This window comes from Candidatus Contendobacter odensis Run_B_J11 (assembly GCF_000531125.1).
Classification (GTDB): domain Bacteria; phylum Pseudomonadota; class Gammaproteobacteria; order Competibacterales; family Competibacteraceae; genus Contendibacter; species Contendibacter odensensis.
Genome location: NZ_CBTK010000112.1, coordinates 1 through 19291, shown reverse-complemented (window position 1 = coordinate 19291; position 19291 = coordinate 1). Strand labels below are relative to the sequence as shown.

Genomic DNA, 19291 nt, shown 5'->3' with positions numbered 1-19291 from the left:
CCATGCACGAGAGGATTCGGAGTGGGCTAGGACTGGTGATATTGCTGCTGGCCGGCTGTGGTTTCCAGTTACGGGGTCAGGCGCAATTACCGCCGGAAATGGCCGTGACCTATGTGCAAAGCCAGCAGGCTATCGGAGTACCGCCCGGCGTCCTGAGCCGCAGGCTCCAGACCTTACTGGCGAGCAACGGCGTGACCGTGACCCGCGATCCGGATCAAGCGACGGCAACCCTTACTATTTTACGCGAGGGCAGCAGCCGGCGCACGGTGGCTGCCGACCGCTTCGATGTCAAACGTGCGTATTGGCTGGCCTATGACGCCAGTTATCAGGTCACGCTCCGCAATGGTAAAACCCTGGTTCCTGCTGAGAGCATCAGCGCCAATCGCAGCCTGCTGTTCGACGAGAACCGGGTACTCGGTTTCGAGGCCGCGCAAGAATCGCTGGTAGACAGCATGGCGGAGGATATGGCTTGGCAAATTATCCGCCGCTTGCAGGCGATTAAATCTTGAGACAGCGCCCCGACCAGCTTGCCGCGCATTTGCGCAAGACGTTATCGCCGCTGTATTTGGTCTATGGCGAGGAGCCGTTGCAAGCGCAGGAAGCCGCCGATGCCATCCGTGCTGCCGCCCGTGAGCGTGGCTACAGTGAGCGGGAATGCTTGACTGTGGAGACCGGTTTCGATTGGGATACGCTGCGGCAGCAAGCGGCCAGCCTGTCCCTGTTCGCCGGTCGGCGGCTGCTTGAACTGCGCTTGGGCAACGCCAAGCCGGGTGATGCCGGCGCCAAGGCGCTGAGCGAGTACGCGACGCGACCGGCGGAGGATACCGTATTGCTGATCACTGCTGGCAAATTGGACTGGAGCGCGCAAAAAACCCGCTGGTTCACTGCCTTGGATAGCGCCGGGGTCGTGGTGGTGTGTGCGCCGTTGGATTTGCGGCAATTGCCGGCCTGGATTGAAAAGCGCTTGCGGGCGCGGGGCCTGAATCCTACGCCGGAAGCGGTGATGCTGCTCAGCGAACGGGTCGAAGGCAATCTGTTGGCCGCTGCCCAGGAAATCGAAAAACTGGTCTTGACGGTCGCGGATCGGCAACTCACCGCCGAGGCGGTGCTGGCGGCGGTAGGCGACAGTTCCCGCTACAGCATCTATGATTTAGTTGACGCCGCTCTGCTCGGACAACCGCAACGGGTGGCGCGAGTTCTGAATGGGCTGCGTGGCGAGGACGTGGAGCCGGTGCTGATCAACTGGGTTTTGCACCAGGAGATTCGGGTATTGACCGCGCTGGCCTTTGCCCGTAGTCAGCGTCAGCCGCTGGAGGCGATATTCGCCGCCCACAAGGTTTGGGACAAGCGCAAACCGCTCCTGAACCAAGCCCTGCAACGATTGACGCTGGCGGATTGTCGGCAACTGTTGCGGACTTGTTCCTGGATTGATCGGGCGATTAAGGGGGCTGAAACCGGCTCGCCGTGGGATGCGCTGCTGGCAAGCAGTCTGCGGTTGGCGGGTTTGGAGTTGTTGCCAAAATGATTTAGCTTTCAGGAATGAATCCGGTGCGTATTTCCTCCAAATTAAAAGTGTGGCCGCTCTGTCAAGGGCATCTGTGCAGAGGATGCGAGTCAGATTTTCACTCGATGGATTACGACTCGGTTCATTTCTGGCTGCAAAGCTTTAAGACTGATCCTTTGGCGATGGCCGATTTGCAGCGGATCGTGCATCAGCATGGGGAGGTTCAAGGGCTTTTCCGGCTGGATGATGAAAGCATTATCAAGCAGGTTGCCCGGATGATTGCTATCGGTCGGGTGCGGGTCTGCGGCCAAATTCACGGTCGTGAAAACGCGGCGGCGACCGGAAGCCCGGTCAATCAACAGCGAGTGGCTGAGGAGCGAGTGCTTCGTGCGTTACGCATGATGGCTGGGAGTTTTCTGTTTGAAGGGCGCAGGTTTCAGATCATCCGGGCTTCGCAATGGCTTAAAGAATATTCCGATGAGCAATATGAGATCATTCCGCACGACGAGGCGCGGAGACTTCTCGAAAAAATGGTGGCGGCACCGACACTATCCCAAGCTGAAAAAACAGCGCTGCAAGAAGCCATTGCTCTGGTTCCCGACCTTCGTTACCATCGAAAACTCCACAGCGGTCTGTTGTTGTTACGAACGATTCCCATGCGCCATATTTCCATGCGCAGTGAAGAGTCGGCAGCCACCCCGTCGCAGCTCGCCAAAAAACTGCGAGAGGAAAAGGAACAGCACTGGATTGAAATAGAACTGGTCGATGAAGACGGCGTAGGGATTCCTAATGAAGCTTATTTGATCGTGACTCCCGATAAGCAGGAGTTCAAGGGTAAGACCGATGGCGATGGTTGGGCGCGGCTGGATAAGATTGTCGAGGGGCAATGCAAAATTAGCTTCCCAAATTTGGACAAAGATGCTTGGCATTCGGCCTAATATTTGTGGCCTATTATTAAACGTGGTTGATCCTGCTCCACGATGAGTGACGGTGATCAAAAATGAGTGATTATACCGCTATGGGCCTACAATGCGGTACGCTCTTCATCATAGCGTCGCTAACTTCTTGGTCAACCTTGTTGCCGGGCTGATCACGATCAGCCTAAAAAACTTTCCCTGAATTAGCCCCAAACTAAGTTGTACCAATTAAATTCTCTACTAGAAACCCCGTTTTGACTTAAACGAAACTCACCTTAAAAAGGTATAACAGTAATGAGCGATAATCAAAAAGATTACTTAAATGATGATAAAGTGGGTCAAGGTAAACATGTCGTTCAATACGGTGAGTGTCTTGACTCTATTTCTTTGAAGTATGGATTTTTCTGGGAAACCCTTTGGAATCACGGGGAGAATTCTGATTTAAGAAGTGTCCGTAAGGATCCATTTGTACTACTGAAAGGTGACAAAGTTTGCATCCCCGACCTTCGTCCCAAACAGGAAAATCGACCAGTTGATGCACACCATCGATTCATCCGAAAAGGTATGCCAAGTCGCTTAAAAGTTCAATTACTTGAAGAAGATATTCCTTTGGCAGATGAACGCTATACCTTGGACGTCGAAGGCTCCGTATTGATAAGTGGGGTAACCGATGCAAACGGATGGCTGGATGAGCGGATAAAGCCGAATGCCCGTCACGCGATTCTTCGTCTGGAGAGCGGAGCCGAGTACCGGCTTGACCTCGGCGGATTGGACCCAGTGACTACCCTCAGTGGGCTACAGGCACGCCTACATAATTTGGGCTTCGAGTGTTCCGCAGAGAAGGGGAAACTTGGCCCCTTAACAGAAGGGGCCATTCGTGCATTTCAGGGTAAGCATGGACTGGAAACATCCGGTGATCCAGATGAACAGATGCTAAGTAAACTTATAGAGATCCACGGTTGTTGATCCCGAGGCCCGCAAAAAATGTCTTTGCCACAAAAAATAGCACGACGGAATGAAAATGTATTTAATTCACTCCCTGCGTTAGCGGTTGATTTGCATATTAACCCCGACGCGCCGCAGGCTAAGGATGATCACTACCGGTTGCTCAATGAGGACGGTTCTTTGCACCAAGAGCGAACTGTAATAGATGACGCAATACCCGGTGATGGCTACCTGACACTCATTTTTACCGGCTTGATACCAGGCTGTAAGTATTCACTTGAAGTCGATCTTGGCGCGGAAGGACGCTACCTGTCGTTCTACAAAGTTCTTCTGGAAGATCTATTGGAAACGGCAAGTAACCCTTCGGCGACCGTTCAGAGCGAAGAAGAATCCGCATTACCTAATTCCTTTGAGGAAGCGGAGCGTGAATCTGATATTCCTGATTCAAAACCAGAGGCGCAGTTAATTCGAATTGCCTTAAGGGAACAGAAGGATGGTGAACCGAATTCACCTTGGAAAGAAGGTAGTACACTAATCCTTTAACTAGATACCACGTGAGTTTTTGAAAAATGACGCAAAACAGCAAAGTAAAAAATATTAAGCGTATTGCTAGAAAAGTGCCGGTCCGGGTAATCCAGAAAGACATGGTTTCTTTTTCATCATGGCTTCCTTTTTCATCATGGGACTATTCACGTTTGCTTGGGAGCTGTTTCTTCACCGACAAAGTCCTTTGGGGTGAGATATGGTTGAAGGATCTCAGCAAGCGCCAAACCGTTTGGCGAGGCTATGTCCTCGATGGTGAATTGTACTTGGACGAAACTACTCGTCGAGGTTTGAACGCTGTCACCGTACCCAATACCGGTAAAGTGCCTTCTCTCCTGCCCGCAGGTAAATACAAGGTTTGGCTGGACGCCTTTGTGCGACGCGACGAATTTCCTAACATATATGGTGATGATGTACTAACTAACGACGATCACCACGATCAGTGGATCGCAGCGCCCGTACCTCATTCAAGCTATTGGCCAATGATCGAAGTGGCGGTTCCACCACAAGGTGAGAAGGCGCGAATGGTCGTTCCCAGCAGCCGTTTTCACTTCCTGTATCGGGTTTCGCGCCTCGTCGATACGTTGGACGAGCTAATCCATACACATGAATTCCAAGTTGCCAGAGTCTCAAACGTAAGCGAGATAGCGTCTCATATCTCCGCGTTCATGGACGTGATTTTCCAAGCCGGCAGAAATATGCGTATTAACGTGCAGTCAATGGATGACTATAGGTATATGCAGGGAACCCTTCGAAATATCGTGATCGAATCCCTCAATTTAATTAATTACGGCTATCCCAACGACTCCATCGTTTTATTTCGGAAACATGTCAATAATATTGCAGAACTGCTCTGGCAGCTTGTGCAAGATGATCGTTATCAAGATCATATTCATAAAGCGGATGCTGTAATGGCGGAGGAACATCGCATCATGCTGGCGCGCTTGGGTCTTGTGTTTAACAAGATTCCCAAAACCTGTGATTTCGTTCGAGAGGATCCTAACGCGCTTTACGGCGAGTCTTTTAACTATGGGCAAAATTACGCTCAGGGTTTTGTCATGCCTTACCTGAACATGGTAGCGGGTAAGACCCATTTCACCACTGAAAAACCCCGTGGTGCCATCAAGTGGATGGACAGCACACGCAAATATGTAATAACCATGGTGAACTATTTATCAATCGAATGGGTCACAAAGCGTATACCATTAGAAAAGATCGAAGGTTTATATCAAAAAATTGGAGAGTACGCAGGACAACGCTCCTCGCTCATTATGCCTGAGAAGGCTTTGCTACAAAAAATCGACCAAAGGAGCAGAGAGCTTGAGGATCTGGCAAAATCGTATGCCCGTGAAGGATGTAAGGAATCTGAGCGCCTTGCCAGTAGGTTTGCTGGAGGCAAAATGCGTGAGCGCAAAATTGTTGAAGATATGATCCGCTCTAACAATGAAGTTAATAAAATTAACCAAGAAATTAAGAAACTAGGGGCAGAAATCAACAAGCTTAAGGAAGAGACTCCGGCAAAAATTACTGACCGACTAAAGGAAGGTGACGGAAAAAGTGCTTACAAAGCTGTGTATTGGATTCAAGGTTTAGAAATCTTTCTCAAGGGTGCTGTTGCAATTGCCGCATGGGATGCGTTTGCCGAAGCTTGGGAAAAGAATGGGGAGGGAAAAAAGAGTACTAGCTATAAGTTCGCCGACGCTTTTTTCAAAACGAGTACTCTCATGTCATCGGTATTTCAATTTTCCGGCCTTGCGGCACTAGGCCACGTTACCCCGTGGTATACAAAAATTGTAACTAAACAAGGCGAAGATGCCGCCAAGAAGCTACTAGCTGATAAAATTGGTAAATGGGGCAAAGTTGGGAAGGGACTTGGGGCGCTAGCAGACGTAGGTTCTGCAGGGCTAACAACTTATGAGTACTTCTATGATAAGACTTATGGTAAGGATTTACTGGAACGATACACACCTGACGATGCATGTGGAATGCACAAATGGCATCTGGTAATTTGGGGAGGCAAATGGTTTACTGGTATCGGGAGTACATTAGGTAGTTTTTCTGCAAATCCTATCAGCGTAAAACTACAGGGGATTGGATATCTGATACAGGGTTTTGGCGAATTTGGCGAAGCCGTCTATAAAATTGGGCTTTCTGAGAAAGCTCATTGCATCAAACTTCTGGAAGAAATGCGCACTTGGAATAATATCAGCAAGGCAGGATTGCAAAACGCAGGCTTCGAGATCACCGATCTTTTGACTGAACCTGAATATGAGAAAATGAAAGCAACAATGGAACGCTTCGAGTGGCGCGACATTGATCCTGTTGCTCTCGAAAATTTACTTGGTGTTTCTGTCCAACGTTCCTAAAGCAGACCAAGTAGTTTAATTATGAGTAGTCGCAAAATAGCGTGAAGTTTTCCTTATCGGCTTGTCGGAGAAATACCAAAGGCTAACTTGCTATATTACCGATACTGATAGGGTATCAATGAGGAAATTTTTAATGAACACAAATGTAGAAACGACCAACGCTATTAGCCACTACATGACCACGGTTGGTCAGTGCGCCCGCGCCGCTTCCCGTATCATCGGTCGCGCCGAAACGCGAGTTAAAGACGCTGCGCTGCTGGCGATTGCCGAGGCACTGGAAGCTGCGACGGAAGCCCTATTAGCTGCCAACCGGCTGGATATGGACGCAGGCCAAACGAACGGGTTGGAACCGGCCTTGCTGGATCGGTTGGAGCTGACGCCCAAAGGGATCAAGACGATGGCGCAAGGCTTGCGCGAAATCGCCGCCCAAACCGATCCCGTCGGCGAAATCACCGATCTGAAATATCGCCCATCGGGAATTCAGGTTGGGCGGATGCGGGTGCCGCTGGGGGTGATTGGCATCATCTATGAATCGCGCCCGAACGTGACCGCCGACGCCGCCGCGCTGTGTTTGAAATCGGGCAACGCCGCCATTCTGCGCGGCGGTTCCGAGGCGCTGCATTCCAACCAGGCGATTGCCGCCTGCATCCAGCACGGTCTAGCCGCCGCCGGTCTGCCTGCCGACGCAGTGCAAGTGATCGAGACTGCCGACCGCGCCGCCGTCGGCGAACTGATCCGCATGGCCGAATATGTCGATGTGATCGTGCCACGCGGCGGCAAGAGTCTGATTGAGCGGATCAGCCGTGAAGCGCGGGTGCCGGTGATCAAGCATCTGGACGGCGTTTGCCACGTTTATATTGATGACCGCGCCGACATGGACAAGGCCGTTACCGTCGCCTACAACGCCAAAACTCAGCGTTACGGCACCTGCAATACCATGGAAACCCTGCTGGTGGCTGATGGGATCGCCGAGCGGGTGTTACCGGTGCTGGGCGAAAGGTATCGGGCAGCCGGGGTCGAGTTGCGCGGCTGCTCCAAAACCCGCGATCTACTGCCCGAAGTCAAAATCGCGACCGAAGAGGACTGGTACGCTGAATATCTGGCGCCCATTCTCGCTATTCGGGTGGTGAAGGACATGGACGAGGCCATGGATCACATTGCGACTTACGGTTCCGCCCACACCGACGCCATCATCACCGAGGATTACAGTCGGGCGCGGCGGTTTTTGCGCGAGGTGGATTCCAGTTCGGTGATGGTGAACGCCTCGACCCGCTTCGCCGATGGTGGCGAGTACGGTTTGGGCGCGGAAGTCGGCATCAGCACTGACAAGCTGCACGCGCGCGGCCCGGTCGGGGTGGAAGGGCTGACCACCCAGAAGTTTGTGGTGCTGGGCGATGGTCATATCCGCCAATAACTTGGTTATCTACACCCTCCTCAGCCCGCCCGCGCCGAGACCGGATTCATGGGCCTCGCTCCCCGTCCGATAGGGATTTTGGGCGGCACCTTTGATCCGATCCATTACGGCCATTTGCGTCCGGCGCTGGAACTGCTGGAAACGCTGGAGCTGGCCGAAGTCCGCTTCATTCCCTGCCGGATTCCCGCCCATCGCGCCACGCCACTGATCACCGCTGAACAGCGGCTCACGCTGGCGCAATTGGCGACAGCGGGACAACCCGGCTTTGTGGTTGACGACCGGGAACTGCGTCGGGAAGGGCCGTCCTATATGGTGGATACCCTGGTCTCGCTGCGCGCCGATTTTGGCGCTGACATTCCGCTGTGTCTGATTCTCGGTACCGACGCCTTCCGGGAACTGCTAACTTGGCATCGCTGGCAAAATCTGAGCGATCTCGCTCATATTGTGGTGATGCAACGGCCTGACGTTTTGCCGGCCTTGCCACCGATGCTGGAGAAATTCATGGCACCGCGCCTAATCCAAGATACTCTTGCGCTGCGTCGAAAACCGGCGGGCAGTATCCTGTTCCATGCGGTCACTCAGTTGAGCATTTCTGCAACCCGGATTCGCACCCTGCTGGCGCACGGCCAATCGCCCCGTTACCTGTTGCCGGAGGCGGCGCTGGCCTACATCCACGACCGGGCGCTGTACCGGGCGCCGCCTGTTAAAATCACGATTTCTGAATGAGGATGACCCGAACTTTATGCCACTTGAAGCGCTGAAAAAGATTGTTGTTAATGCCCTGGAAGACCTGAAAGCTCAGGACATCAAGGTGCTGGATGTGCGCGACATCGCCAATTTTACCGATCTGATGGTCGTTGCCAGCGGTAGTTCTACCCGCCAGGTTAAAGCCCTTGCCGATAAAGTGGTGGAAAATTGCCTCACCGCTGGTGTCCGCCCGCTGGGCGTTGAGGGTCAACAGGAAGCGGAATGGGTGCTGGTCGATCTGGCCGACATCGTAGTCCATGTCATGCTGCCGCAGACCCGCGATTTCTATAACCTGGAAAAGCTGTGGTCAGTGGACCATCGCGCCAGTGCCCACCGGGCGGCGCGTGGCTAAAGCCCTGCGCTTACATCAATGAAAATTCACCTGCTCGCCATTGGTACCCGGATGCCAAGTTGGGTTAAGGCGGGCTACTCAGAATACGCTGAACGGCTGACCCGGGAATGTATGCTGAACCTGGTTGAAATTCCTGCGGGCAAGCGCGGCGCTCATCCTGATCTGGCCCGCATCGTCCATGACGAAGGCGAACGCCTGTTGACCGCAGCGCCAGCCGGTTCCCGGATCGTTGCTCTGGACGAGCGCGGCCAGCCGTGGAGTACCGCCGAATTGGCTGAACAGTTAGCCGGCTGGCTACGCGATGGACGCGAGATCAGCTTGCTGGTGGGCGGCCCGGATGGACTTGATCCCGCCTGCCGCGCCCGCGCCGATGGGCTGTGGTCGCTATCGCGATTGACCTTGCCGCATCCGCTGGTACGGGTCGTGGTCGCTGAACAGATTTACCGGGCGTGGAGCCTGTTGCATCATCATCCTTATCACCGCGCCTGACATGCCGGCTATCCAGATCTATCTCGCCTCAGCCTCGCCGCGTCGTCGCGCATTGCTGCGTCAGATGGGCGTTGCTTACCGTTTGATCCCGGTAGCAGTGGACGAAACGCCGTTGCCCGACGAGAATCCTCCAGCCTATGTCGCCCGGCTGGCGCGGACTAAGGCGCAGGTGGGTGTACAAGCGCTGGGTCGCCGTAAACCCTGTCCGGTACTGGGTGCGGATACCGCAGTCGTCGTGGATGGCGTCATTCTCGGCAAGCCTGGCGACCGACAGCAAGGGTTGGCGATGCTGGCCTTATTGTCTGGCCGTGAGCATCAAGTGCTGAGCGCAGTGGCGCTGGCAACCTCGACCGGCGCGGCGGTCAAAGTGCAGGAGAGCCGGGTTCGGTTCCGCGAACTGACGCCGCTGGAATGCGCAGACTATTGGGACAGCCGCGAACCGCTGGATAAAGCCGGCGGTTACGGTATTCAGGGCCGGGCCGCCGCCTTCATCAGCGAGCTTCACGGCAGCTACTCCGGCGTCATGGGTTTGCCACTGTTTGAAACCGCTGAGCTGCTGCGGGAGTTCGGTATCCACTTTTAGCGATTTTCTACTTCCCCCGATGGATTGAAACCGTATGGCCACACGCACCGAAGGCGGCACGGGCGACGAAATCCTGATTAACGTCACGCCCCGCGAAACCCGGGTCGCCGTGGTCGAAAACGGCGTCTTGCAGGAAATTTTGATTGAGCGCGCCGGCAAGCGCGGCTTGGTCGGCAACATCTACAAAGGCCGGGCCTGCCGAGTGCTGCCCGGCATGGAAGCGGCGTTTGTGGACATCGGCCTGGAGCGGGCGGCCTTCCTGCATGTCTCCGATATTCGTCCGGAGTCTTTGCCCGAAAGCGGCGCGAGCGCCACCCACAGTGATCGGGCGGCGCTCGCCATCACCGATCTGGTGCGTGAAGGCCAGGAACTGGTGGTGCAGGTCATCAAAGATCCCATCGGCACCAAGGGCGCGCGGCTGACCACGCATATCACCCTGCCCTCGCGGTTCCTGGTGTTCCTGGCCGACTCTGACGTAGCCGGGGTATCGGTCAAAATCGACGGCGAGCGCGAGCGGCAACGGCTGAAAGAAGTGGTCAACGCCTTCCGCGCCGAATTCGGCGGCGGCTATATCGTCCGCACGGCGGCGGAAGGCGCGGAATCCGAGGCGCTGCAAGCCGACATGCAGTTTTTGCAACGGTTATGGAGTTCGATCCGGGAGCGGATAAAGGAAACCAGCGGCATTCTCACTCTGTACGAGGACTTGCCGCTGGTGTTGCGGGTGTTGCGCGATTTTATCGGCGACAACGTGGAGAAGGTTCGCATTGACTCCCGCGAAACCTGCCAACGGATGCTGGAGTTCGCTGACAAGTTCGTGCCGGAAATGGGACCACGCCTGGAACATTATCCGGGGGAGCGACCCATTTTCGAGTTGTACGGCATTGAAGATGAGTTGCAGAAGGCGCTGGGCAAGAAGGTTCCGCTTAAATCCGGCGGCTATCTGATCGTGGATCAGACTGAAGCTATGGCCACGATTGATGTTAATACCGGCGCTTATGTCGGGCATCGCAATCTGGAAGAAACCATCTTCAAGACCAACCTGGAAGCCGCCGCCGCCATCGCCCGGCAATTACGACTGCGCAATCTGGGCGGGATCATCATTCTCGATTTCATTGACATGGTCAGCGAGGAACATCGGCAGGCGGTGTTGAAAGCGCTGGAGAAGCATCTGGAGAAGGATCGGGCCAAGAGCCATATTTCCCAGGTGTCGCCGCTGGGCCTGGTGGAAATGACCCGCAAGCGCACCCGTGAAAGTCTGGAGCAGATTCTATGCGAGCCCTGCCCCTTGTGCGACGGGCGCGGCTCCATCAAGACCGCCGAAACGGTGTGTTACGAAATCTTCCGCGAGCTGCTGCGCGAAACCCGCCAATATTCGCCGCGCCAGTTTGTGGTGCTGGCCGCGCCGGATGTGGTGGATGCGATGCAGGATCAGGAATCCACCAGCGTGGCGCAACTGGAAGCATTTATCGGCATTCCCATCAAGTTCCAGGCCGAGGCGCTCTACACCCGCGAACAATATGACGTGGTGTTGATGTGAGACGGGTTTGGGGCGCAGCCCGCCAACCGTTGCGGTGGGCGCGCCGGCTGGTTCTGGCGCTGCTGTTGCCGTTGCTGCTGCTGGCGGCGTTCGGGCAATGGTGGCTGTTGCCACGTTTGAACGACTATCGTGAAGCCCTGGCTACCGCGTTGGGCGACTATCTCCACGTACCGGCGCAGATTAAGGCGGTGACCGCCGAGCGCGAAGGTTGGTGGTTGGGTCTGCGGTTGCAAGGCGTCAGCCTGCGCGATCCCGAAACCGGTGCGGTGCTGGCCAGCTTCAGCCGGGCAGCGGCCACAGTGAACCTGTGGCGCTCGGTGTGGGAATGGCGACCGGCGTTCAGTCATATCCGACTGGAGGGCGTGAATCTGACGCTGGAACAAGGGCCGGAAGAGACGCTACGCCTGCGGGCTGACGCCAGTGCGGCGGAAAGCGCGCCGTCGCTGCCGGAGGTCGCCCGCTGGCTATTTGAGGTGGGCCGACTGGATCTCATCGGCGACCAGTTGACCCTGCGGCGCCGTGATGGCGTTGCCCTGCACCTCCTGCATCCTTATTTTCAGGTGCGGGACACTCCGCACGGCCAACGCTTGCTCTTCACTGCTGAATTACCTGGCGACATCGGCGACCGGATCGAGTTCAGTGTAGAACGGCCCCATGCCGATCCGGAATTCTGGCAGGGAACCTTCGAGTTCCGCGCCGACCGGCTGCATCTGGCCGATTGGAAATTGCCGCTGGGATTCACCGCTGGCCAGGCGGCGCTGGAACTGCGCGGCGACTGGCGCGACTGGCGACCGACTCGCATCGAAGGCCGGCTGCGGCTATCCGGGGCGGAATTGGACGCGCCATCGCGTTTCGCTCTGCTGGGACGATGGTTGACGAATCAGCCGGCAACCGAATTAACGCTGGACGGCCAGAAGCTGGAAACCGGTTGGCAACTGCGAGGCCACGCCCAATTCGAGGATCGCAAGGGCCAAATTGTCGCTGAACCCACCTTCGAGTTGAGCCAGACCGGCGAACAGTGGCAGGGTCGAGTCCGCGATCTGCGCGCCCAGGATGTCGCCGCATGGGCAACCCGGTGGCTGAATGAACCAACCCGACCATGGCTCGCATCGCTCAATCCCCAGGGTGATCTTCCGGAAATCGCAGTTCAGGCCGCTACCGGCACTTATGCCGTCACTGCCCAGTTGCGCGATGTGGCGTTGCAAGCGGCTCACGGTCTGCCGGGACTGAGCCATCTGACTGGAACTTTAGAATTCGCGCCTGATCAGTGCCGCGTCAAACTCGACAGCCGCCAAGTCCGGGTAGATACCGCTGGCCTGTTACGCGCTCCTATTACGCTCGATACTTTGGCTGGAACGCTGACGTGGGCGCGTGAAGCGGATGGATTGCGCTTGGAAAGCACCGGCCTGGATTTGGCCAATGCCGATCTTAACGCCCGTATCTGGGGTCGCGTGACTGTGCCAAGTACGGGTCAACCGCTTCTGGATTTGCAGGGCTTTTTACGTGATGTCAGAGTTGAGCGGGTGCGGCACTATCTACCAACAACCCTCCCTGCTGATGGTCTCGCCTGGCTGGATCAAGCGCTGGTGGATGGGCGAGCGGCAGGCAATCTGATGTTTCGAGGCTCGCTCGCCGATTTCCCCTTCGACAACGGTCAAGGGCTATTTGAAACTCGGCTGTGGTTCGAAAATGTAACACTGGATTATGCCCCCGGCTGGCCGCGACTGGAGAGATTGCGGGCGGCTGCAACCTTTCGCAATCGTGGACTACGGGTAGAAGCGGCCAGCGGCCACCTGCTCGATGCTAAAGCAGAACGCATCACCGCCTGGATCGACGATCTCGATCAGGCGACGGTGCGGGTTCAGAGCCAGATCAAAGGGCCTGGAGCTACCCTGTGGCGGGCGCTCAAGGACAGTCCGGTTGGACAAGAACTGGGCGAAGACCTGCCGGATTTACGCATCAGCGGCGCTAACACCCTGGACCTCGACTTGACGCTGCCCCTGCCGGTCAATGCCCGCACCAACCGGGTCAAAGGCCAAGTGGGCCTGCTGGGCGGCGGCGTCATCTTGCCCGGCTGGAATCTCGAACTCGGCCGATTGCGTGGCGAGGTGCGTTTCACCGAAGCCAGCCTGGATGCCAAGGACGTGCAAACGCTGTTGCGCGGTGAGCCGATCCGGCTGGATCTGGATTTGATCGATCGCGAAGGTCGCCGCGAACTGCAAACCCGATTGCGAGGCCGATTAGGACTTCCAGCATTGGTTGGAGAACCCACCGCAACGGCGTTAGCGCCGTATGTCAGCGGTAAAAGCGCTTGGGAAGCGGTATTGACAGTACCCACCGGACGCCGCGAACAGCGCGATGAGGCGCCACGCTTTGCTCTGGATTTACATTCGGATTTGCGCGGCATCGTCATTCAGTTGCCGCAACCCTTGGGCAAAACGGCGACCGAAATTCGCCCGCTGCGGATCGATCTGCATCCTCATCCACCGGATGCGCTGGAATTGGCGCTGGAGTATGGCGAGGAAGTGCGGGCAACGCTGGAATTGGCGGGTTTTCCCCGCGATCCCCGACTGGCAAGTGGCGAACTGCGGATTAATGCCGGTGCGGCGAAATTGCCCGATGTTCCAGGATTAGCGGTCGTTGCCCGCCTCCCGCGTTGGGAACTGACCGCGCCTGCTTCCCCTCTCCTACCCGCGCCAAAGACAAAAACGCTTGAGAACGCTCGTCCGTGGCGCGTACTGCGCAACCTTGATGCCCGAATCGGTGAACTGATCGTCGGTCGCCAACGCTTCTCCGGGGTCACGCTGAACGCAACTCGTCAAGATCAGGGGATGCAGCTTGAATTGGATGGCGAAGCGTTGGCCGGGCGCGTGATCCTGCCGGATCAACCCAGCCCAGAGCGCCCGATCCATGCGGCGCTACGGCGGCTGTACCTGCATCGCTTAACGGATTCCATCCCCTCCGTTGCTAAAAATACCCGCGATTCAGATCCACGCCAGTTGCCGCCGCTGGTATTCACTGCGTCCGATCTGCGGTTGGATAAAGCCATGCTGGGCCAGTTGCGGCTGGTAGCCATGCCCTACCCCAGCGGTATCCGCCTGAGCGAATTTACTCTGGATTCCGAACGACAGCGCATTGATGCCAGCGGCGACTGGCGATGGGCCATTGGCGGCCAAGCATCACGCTTGCAGGCTACGTTACACAGTCGGGCGTTGGGTGAGACGCTGACCGCGTTTGGTTATTCGGGTGCTGGCATCGCTCGTGGCGAGACCCAAGCGGAACTGGTGGCTGAATGGGCAGCAGCATTACCTGATTTCGCGCTGGATCGCTTGGAGGGTACACTGAAGTTTCAGGTCGGCCCCGGCCAGCTACTGGATGTTGACCCAGGCATGGGGCGGATGATTGGGTTATTCAACGTACAAAATCTGATGCGCCGCCTAAGCCTCGACTTCAGTGATCTCTTCCAGTCCGGGACGGGATTTGATCAGATCACCGGTGAATTCACCTTCAGGCAAGGACAGGCCTACACCGATAATCTGACGATTGAAGCGCCGGCGGCCCACATTCAGATTCAGGGTCGAACCGGATTGAAGGAACGCGATTACGAACAGCGCGTCACGGTCACCCCCCGCTTTGGCGGTGCATTGCCTATCGCGGGAGTCCTTGCCGGCGGGCCAGCAGTGGGCGCAGCGGTTCTGTTGGCCGAACGGTTGCTGCAAAAAGGTATCGAACAGGCGACCCGCTATCACTATGCACTGACCGGTTCCTGGGATCGCCCGGTAATAAAATTAGTAGAAGAACCGCATCCCACCGCCCCACCAAAAGGGTGGGTGGGTGACCAGTAAATCGCGAAGGAGAACTCCGAATGCCGATCATCGCTGCGATTCAGATGGTTTCCGGTCCCAGCGTCGCCGAAAATCTGGCTGCTGCTGCCAATCTTCTAGCCCAAGCCGCTGCCGGCGGAGCGCAACTGGCGGTCTTGCCGGAAAACTTCGCCCTGATGGGCCAGCGGGAAAGTGACAAGCTGGCGGTGCGGGAAATCGAAGGCGCAGGACCGATCCAAACTTTCCTGGCCGAACAGGCGGTGCGGCATCGGCTGTGGCTGGTCGGCGGTACGATTCCTCTGCAAACCACCGCCGATGCAGCGCGGGTGCGGGCGGCGTGCCTGCTGTTCGATAATCAGGGTCGGCAGGTGGCCCGCTATGACAAGGTGCATCTGTTCGATGTTCAGGTGGTGGGCAGCGCAGAACACTACGCCGAATCGGCCACCATCGCCCCGGGGGATCGCTACGTGGTGACCGAGACCCCGCTGGGCCGGCTGGGGCTGGCGGTGTGTTACGACTTGCGCTTCCCAGAGCAATTTCGCACTCTGGTGGAGCAGGGGATGGAAATTATGGCGTTGCCGGCGGCGTTCACCGCCGCCACCGGCCAGGCGCATTGGGAAATCCTGTTGCGCGCCCGCGCTATCGAGAATCAGTGCTACCTCATCGCGGCGGCGCAAAGTGGCAGACACGCCAGCGGCCGGGAGACCTACGGCGACAGCCTGATTATTGACCCGTGGGGCGTCATTCTAAACCGGCAGCCGTGGGGACCTGGGGTGGTGCTGGCCGAGTTTAGCCGCGAGCGATTGGAGAGTGTGCGGCGGCAATTTCCGGTGCTGCAACACCGGGTACCTTCTGTTGCATAGGTTTTGATCGGCTATGGCACGGGCAGGAGGCCCGCGCCACCCCGGTTTTACTTCCTCAACTGCACTCCCCCACCCTTGCGGAACGTCAGCCCGCCCGTTCCGACATCCACCATCACGGTATCGTCCGGGCCAAACTCGCCGGCCAGAATCCGCCGCGCCAGTGGATTTTCCAATTCCTGTTGGATCGCCCGCTTGAGGGGCCGGGCGCCGTAGACCGGATCAAAACCCGCTTCACCCAGCCGATCCAGCGCCGCTGCGGTGACTTCCAGTCCCATTTGCCGATCAAGCAGTCGCTGGCGTAGATAACCGATTTGAATATCAGCAATCGCTCGAATCTGATCACGGCCCAGCGGATGAAACACCACCACCTCGTCAATTCGGTTGATGAACTCTGGGCGAAAATGATCCGCCACCTGCGTCATCACCATGCTTTTCATCAACGGGTAATTATCTTGCGCCGCCAACTCCTGAATCATCTGCGAGCCGAGATTGGAAGTCATCACGATGACCGTATTGCGGAAATCCACCGTGCGACCCTGACCATCGGTCAAGCGTCCATCATCCAGCACTTGCAATAGCACATTGAATACATCGGCGTGGGCTTTCTCGATCTCGTCCAGCAGAATAACGCTGTAGGGCCGTCGCCGTATCGCTTCGGTCAAATAACCGCCTTCCTCATAGCCGACATAACCCGGCGGCGCGCCAATCATCCGCGCCACCGAATGTTTCTCCATGAATTCCGACATATCGATTCGGACCATCGCCTCCTCAGTGTCAAACAGGAATTCGGCCAGCGCTTTGCACAACTCCGTCTTTCCAACCCCAGTGGGGCCAAGAAAAAGGAAGGAACCGTTGGGTCGTTTGGGATCGGACAAACCGGCGCGCGAACGGCGAATCGCATCGCACACGGATTTGACGGCCTCAGTCTGCCCCACCACCCGCCGCTGAATCGCTTCCTCCATCCGCAATAGTTTATCGCGCTCACCCTCCAGCATCTTGGCCACTGGAATCCCCGTCCATTTGGAAACCACTTCGGCGATCTCTTCATCCGTAACCTTGTTACGCAGCAGCTTGAATTCCTTGTGTTCCACGACCGCCACTTGCGTCAACTGCCGCTCCAAAGCCGGAATCCGTCCGTAAGTCAATTCAGACATTCGCGCCAAATCGCCAGCGCGGCGGGCCGTGTCCAATTCCAACCGCGCCCGTTCCAGTTCCTCTTTAACCTGCGCCGATCCGTGCAGCGCCAGTTTCTCCGCCTTCCAGATTTCTTCCAGATCGGCGGCTTCACGCGCCAGCTTGGCGATTTCCTGCTCCAATAAATCCAACCGCTTTTTCGAGGCTTCGTCGTTTTCCTTTTTCAATGCCTCACGTTCGATCTTGAGCTGGATCAGTCGCCGGTCGAGTCGATCCATTTCTTCAGGTTTGGAATCAATCTCCATGCGGATCCGCGAGGCTGCCTCATCCACTAAATCAATCGCCTTATCCGGCAACTGCCGGTCGGTAATATAGCGGTGTGACAAAGTTGCAGCGGCGACAATAGCCGGATCAGTAATATCCACCGCGTGATGAATTTCATAACGCTCTTTCAAACCGCGCAAAATCGCGATGGTATCCTCAACATTCGGTTCATTCACCAGAACCTTTTGGAAACGCCGTTCCAGCGCCGCATCCTTCTCCACATATTTGCGATACTCATCCAGTGTCGTCGCGCCGATGCAGTGGAGTTCACCCCGCGCCAGCGCCGGTTTGAGCATATTGCCGGCATCCATTGATCCTTCGGCTTTGCCGGCGCCGACCATGGTATGCAACTCGTCAATAAATAAGATGATCTGACCTTCCTGCTTGGACAGGTCTTTCAATACCGCTTTCAACCGCTCCTCAAACTCGCCGCGAAACTTGGCACCGGCGATCAATGCGCCCATATCCAGAGATAAAACTCGTTTGTTTTTCAACCCTTCCGGCACTTCGCCATTGATAATCCGCTGCGCCAGTCCTTCGACGATAGCGGTTTTGCCAACACCGGCCTCGCCAACCAGTACCGGATTATTTTTGGTGCGCCGTTGCAACACTTGAATGGTGCGGCGGATTTCGTCATCGCGACCAATAACCGGGTCAAGCTTGCCCTGCTCAGCGCGCTCGGTGAGGTCAATGGTGTACTTATCCAATGCCTGTCGTTGATCTTCAGCATTCTGATCCTCGACCTTCTGGCCACCACGCATCGCGTCGATACCCCGTTCGATCAAAGCATTGGTCGCGCCAGCCTTGCGGAGTAGGCTGCCCAGTTCGCCTTTGTCCTCTATAACCGCCAGTACGAACAGTTCAGACGAGATGTAGGCATCCTTGCGTTGCTGAGCCAACTTGTCGGCTTGATTCAGCAATCGCGATAGAGCGTTGGAAATCTGCACATCGCCGCCTGCGCCTTCGACTTGCGGCAGGCGATCCAACGCCTCGTTCAGTTGCGAGCGCAGCAGTTTGACATTGACGCCGGCTTGGGTGAGTAGCGGACGCACCGTGCCACCATCTTGATCGAGCAACGTCGCCAATACATGAGCCGGTTCGATAAATTGATGATCGCGGCCCACCGCCAGACTTTGGGCGTCGCTCAGGGCCATTTGAAACTTGCTGGTCAGTTTGTCCATGCGCATCTGGGTCTACTCTAGTGAACTCGAAAATTCCTTACTAGCTGGTGGTAGTTTTTAGGAATTCAAGTGCCTATTTTTAAGCGGTAGAAATCGCCAGCGATGATATTCTCTCGAAAACCACTCCGCCTCCGTCTGGTTTTATCCAGAATGGAGGCGGACTTTTTATAGCCGGGTTTACTGCGATGTTACCGGACTGTTGGTCACTGTGACGATTCCGGTGTTAACGATTCCGGGGTGAACTCGAGTGACGGTGAGGGCGCGGATGCGGTAGCTGCGGTTTTAGCAGCAGTTTTGTTAAAGGTAGCAACAACAGTGCATGTAGCCGGTGTACCGGTGCAGCCTTTATTATTCCATCCGGCAAAGGTGGAACCGCTGGCGACTGTAGCAGTGAGGGTCACAGTGGTACCGTTGTTGAATTTAGCAGAACAGGTAGCGCCGCAATTGATCCCCGCCGGGCTGGTGATCACCGTACCTGAGCCAGTGCCAGCCTTGCCGACGGTCAGAGTGTAGCTCTGGCTGCCCACCGTGAGGTTCTGCGTGACTTGCGGCGCGGGGTTGTAGCTGG

General features: G+C 56.4%; 15 protein-coding genes and 1 pseudogene. 14 read left to right on the top strand and 2 right to left on the bottom strand.

Going from position 1 to position 19291, the window contains the following annotated elements; genetic code table 11:
* The first annotated feature begins 2 nt into the window (after nt 1-2).
* The 14 genes from BN874_RS08515 to BN874_RS08450 all read left to right on the top strand — a co-directional run bounded on the left by BN874_RS08515 (nt 3) and on the right by BN874_RS08450 (nt 16084).
* Complete coding sequence (locus tag BN874_RS08515) at nt 3-509, top strand: LPS-assembly lipoprotein LptE (protein ID WP_081756251.1); 507 nt, start codon at nt 3-5, stop codon at nt 507-509.
* Complete coding sequence (gene holA, locus BN874_RS08510; protein WP_034432075.1) at nt 506-1525, top strand: DNA polymerase III subunit delta; 1020 nt, start codon at nt 506-508, stop codon at nt 1523-1525. The genes BN874_RS08515 and holA overlap by 4 nt, the downstream gene beginning before the upstream one ends.
* A 23-nt stretch (nt 1526-1548) precedes the next feature.
* Nucleotides 1549-2442, top strand: coding sequence for a hypothetical protein (locus tag BN874_RS22425; protein WP_154724822.1), 894 nt, complete (start codon nt 1549-1551; stop codon nt 2440-2442).
* Between the two features lie 273 nt (nt 2443-2715).
* Complete coding sequence (locus BN874_RS22420) at nt 2716-3387, top strand: PGRP and LysM peptidoglycan-binding domain-containing protein (RefSeq protein ID WP_051497602.1); 672 nt, start codon at nt 2716-2718, stop codon at nt 3385-3387.
* 18 nt (nt 3388-3405) lie between these two features.
* The gene (locus BN874_RS08495; protein ID WP_034432074.1) at nt 3406-3909 is read left to right on the top strand and encodes a hypothetical protein; all 504 of its coding nucleotides are present in this window, start codon (nt 3406-3408) and stop codon (nt 3907-3909) included.
* A gap of 26 nt (nt 3910-3935) precedes the next feature.
* The gene (locus BN874_RS08490; RefSeq protein WP_034432073.1) at nt 3936-6275 is read left to right on the top strand and encodes a hypothetical protein; all 2340 of its coding nucleotides are present in this window, start codon (nt 3936-3938) and stop codon (nt 6273-6275) included.
* 133 nt (nt 6276-6408) lie between these two features.
* Nucleotides 6409-7689 (top strand): glutamate-5-semialdehyde dehydrogenase, encoded by a 1281-nt coding sequence (locus BN874_RS08485; protein ID WP_051497601.1) that lies wholly within the window; start codon nt 6409-6411, stop codon nt 7687-7689.
* A gap of 48 nt (nt 7690-7737) precedes the next feature.
* Entirely contained in the window at nt 7738-8415 is a 678-nt protein-coding gene (nadD, locus tag BN874_RS08480; RefSeq protein WP_034432071.1) for a nicotinate-nucleotide adenylyltransferase, read from the top strand.
* Nucleotides 8416-8431: 16 nt separating this feature from the next.
* Entirely contained in the window at nt 8432-8788 is a 357-nt protein-coding gene (rsfS, locus tag BN874_RS08475; RefSeq protein WP_034432069.1) for a ribosome silencing factor, read from the top strand.
* Between the two features lie 18 nt (nt 8789-8806).
* The gene (rlmH, locus tag BN874_RS08470) at nt 8807-9277 is read left to right on the top strand and encodes a 23S rRNA (pseudouridine(1915)-N(3))-methyltransferase RlmH (RefSeq protein ID WP_034432068.1); all 471 of its coding nucleotides are present in this window, start codon (nt 8807-8809) and stop codon (nt 9275-9277) included.
* 1 nt (nt 9278) lies between these two features.
* A complete protein-coding gene (locus tag BN874_RS08465; RefSeq protein ID WP_034432067.1) occupies nt 9279-9860 on the top strand; it encodes a Maf family protein in 582 nt (193 codons plus the stop codon).
* 34 nt (nt 9861-9894) lie between these two features.
* Nucleotides 9895-11397, top strand: a complete 1503-nt coding sequence (rng, locus tag BN874_RS08460; RefSeq protein ID WP_034432066.1) for a ribonuclease G — start codon at nt 9895-9897, stop codon at nt 11395-11397.
* Nucleotides 11394-15242 carry a YhdP family protein gene (locus BN874_RS08455; RefSeq protein ID WP_081756250.1) on the top strand — a complete coding sequence of 1283 codons (3849 nt, stop codon included), beginning with the start codon at nt 11394-11396 and terminating at the stop codon, nt 15240-15242. The genes rng and BN874_RS08455 overlap by 4 nt, the downstream gene beginning before the upstream one ends.
* A gap of 20 nt (nt 15243-15262) precedes the next feature.
* A complete protein-coding gene (locus tag BN874_RS08450; RefSeq protein WP_034432063.1) occupies nt 15263-16084 on the top strand; it encodes a carbon-nitrogen hydrolase family protein in 822 nt (273 codons plus the stop codon).
* A 47-nt stretch (nt 16085-16131) separates the two neighbouring features.
* Here the strand turns inward: BN874_RS08450 and clpB are convergent, their stop codons facing one another.
* Together clpB and BN874_RS25535 are read right to left on the bottom strand one after the other, a co-directional pair.
* Nucleotides 16132-18729: an ATP-dependent chaperone ClpB gene (clpB, locus tag BN874_RS08445; RefSeq protein WP_034432062.1), complete on the bottom strand. Its 2598-nt coding sequence runs from the start codon at nt 18727-18729 to the stop codon at nt 16132-16134.
* Between the two features lie 197 nt (nt 18730-18926).
* Nucleotides 18927-19291, bottom strand: a pseudogene (locus tag BN874_RS25535) (hypothetical protein); the annotation flags it as partial.

Bases quoted from the DNA above. Each gene is read 5' to 3' on its own strand.
- BN874_RS08515 (WP_081756251.1), top strand. From the start codon at position 3: ATGCACGAGAGGATTCGGAGTGGGCTAGGACTGGTGATATTGCTGCTG.
- BN874_RS22420 (WP_051497602.1), top strand. From the start codon at position 2,716: ATGAGCGATAATCAAAAAGATTACTTAAATGATGATAAAGTGGGTCAA.
- BN874_RS08495 (WP_034432074.1), top strand. From the start codon at position 3,406: ATGTCTTTGCCACAAAAAATAGCACGACGGAATGAAAATGTATTTAAT.
- BN874_RS08490 (WP_034432073.1), top strand. From the start codon at position 3,936: ATGACGCAAAACAGCAAAGTAAAAAATATTAAGCGTATTGCTAGAAAA.
- BN874_RS08485 (WP_051497601.1), top strand. From the start codon at position 6,409: ATGAACACAAATGTAGAAACGACCAACGCTATTAGCCACTACATGACC.
- nadD (WP_034432071.1), top strand. From the start codon at position 7,738: ATGGGCCTCGCTCCCCGTCCGATAGGGATTTTGGGCGGCACCTTTGAT.
- rsfS (WP_034432069.1), top strand. From the start codon at position 8,432: ATGCCACTTGAAGCGCTGAAAAAGATTGTTGTTAATGCCCTGGAAGAC.
- rlmH (WP_034432068.1), top strand. From the start codon at position 8,807: ATGAAAATTCACCTGCTCGCCATTGGTACCCGGATGCCAAGTTGGGTT.
- BN874_RS08465 (WP_034432067.1), top strand. From the start codon at position 9,279: ATGCCGGCTATCCAGATCTATCTCGCCTCAGCCTCGCCGCGTCGTCGC.
- rng (WP_034432066.1), top strand. From the start codon at position 9,895: ATGGCCACACGCACCGAAGGCGGCACGGGCGACGAAATCCTGATTAAC.
- BN874_RS08450 (WP_034432063.1), top strand. From the start codon at position 15,263: ATGCCGATCATCGCTGCGATTCAGATGGTTTCCGGTCCCAGCGTCGCC.
- clpB (WP_034432062.1), bottom strand. From the start codon at position 18,729: ATGCGCATGGACAAACTGACCAGCAAGTTTCAAATGGCCCTGAGCGAC.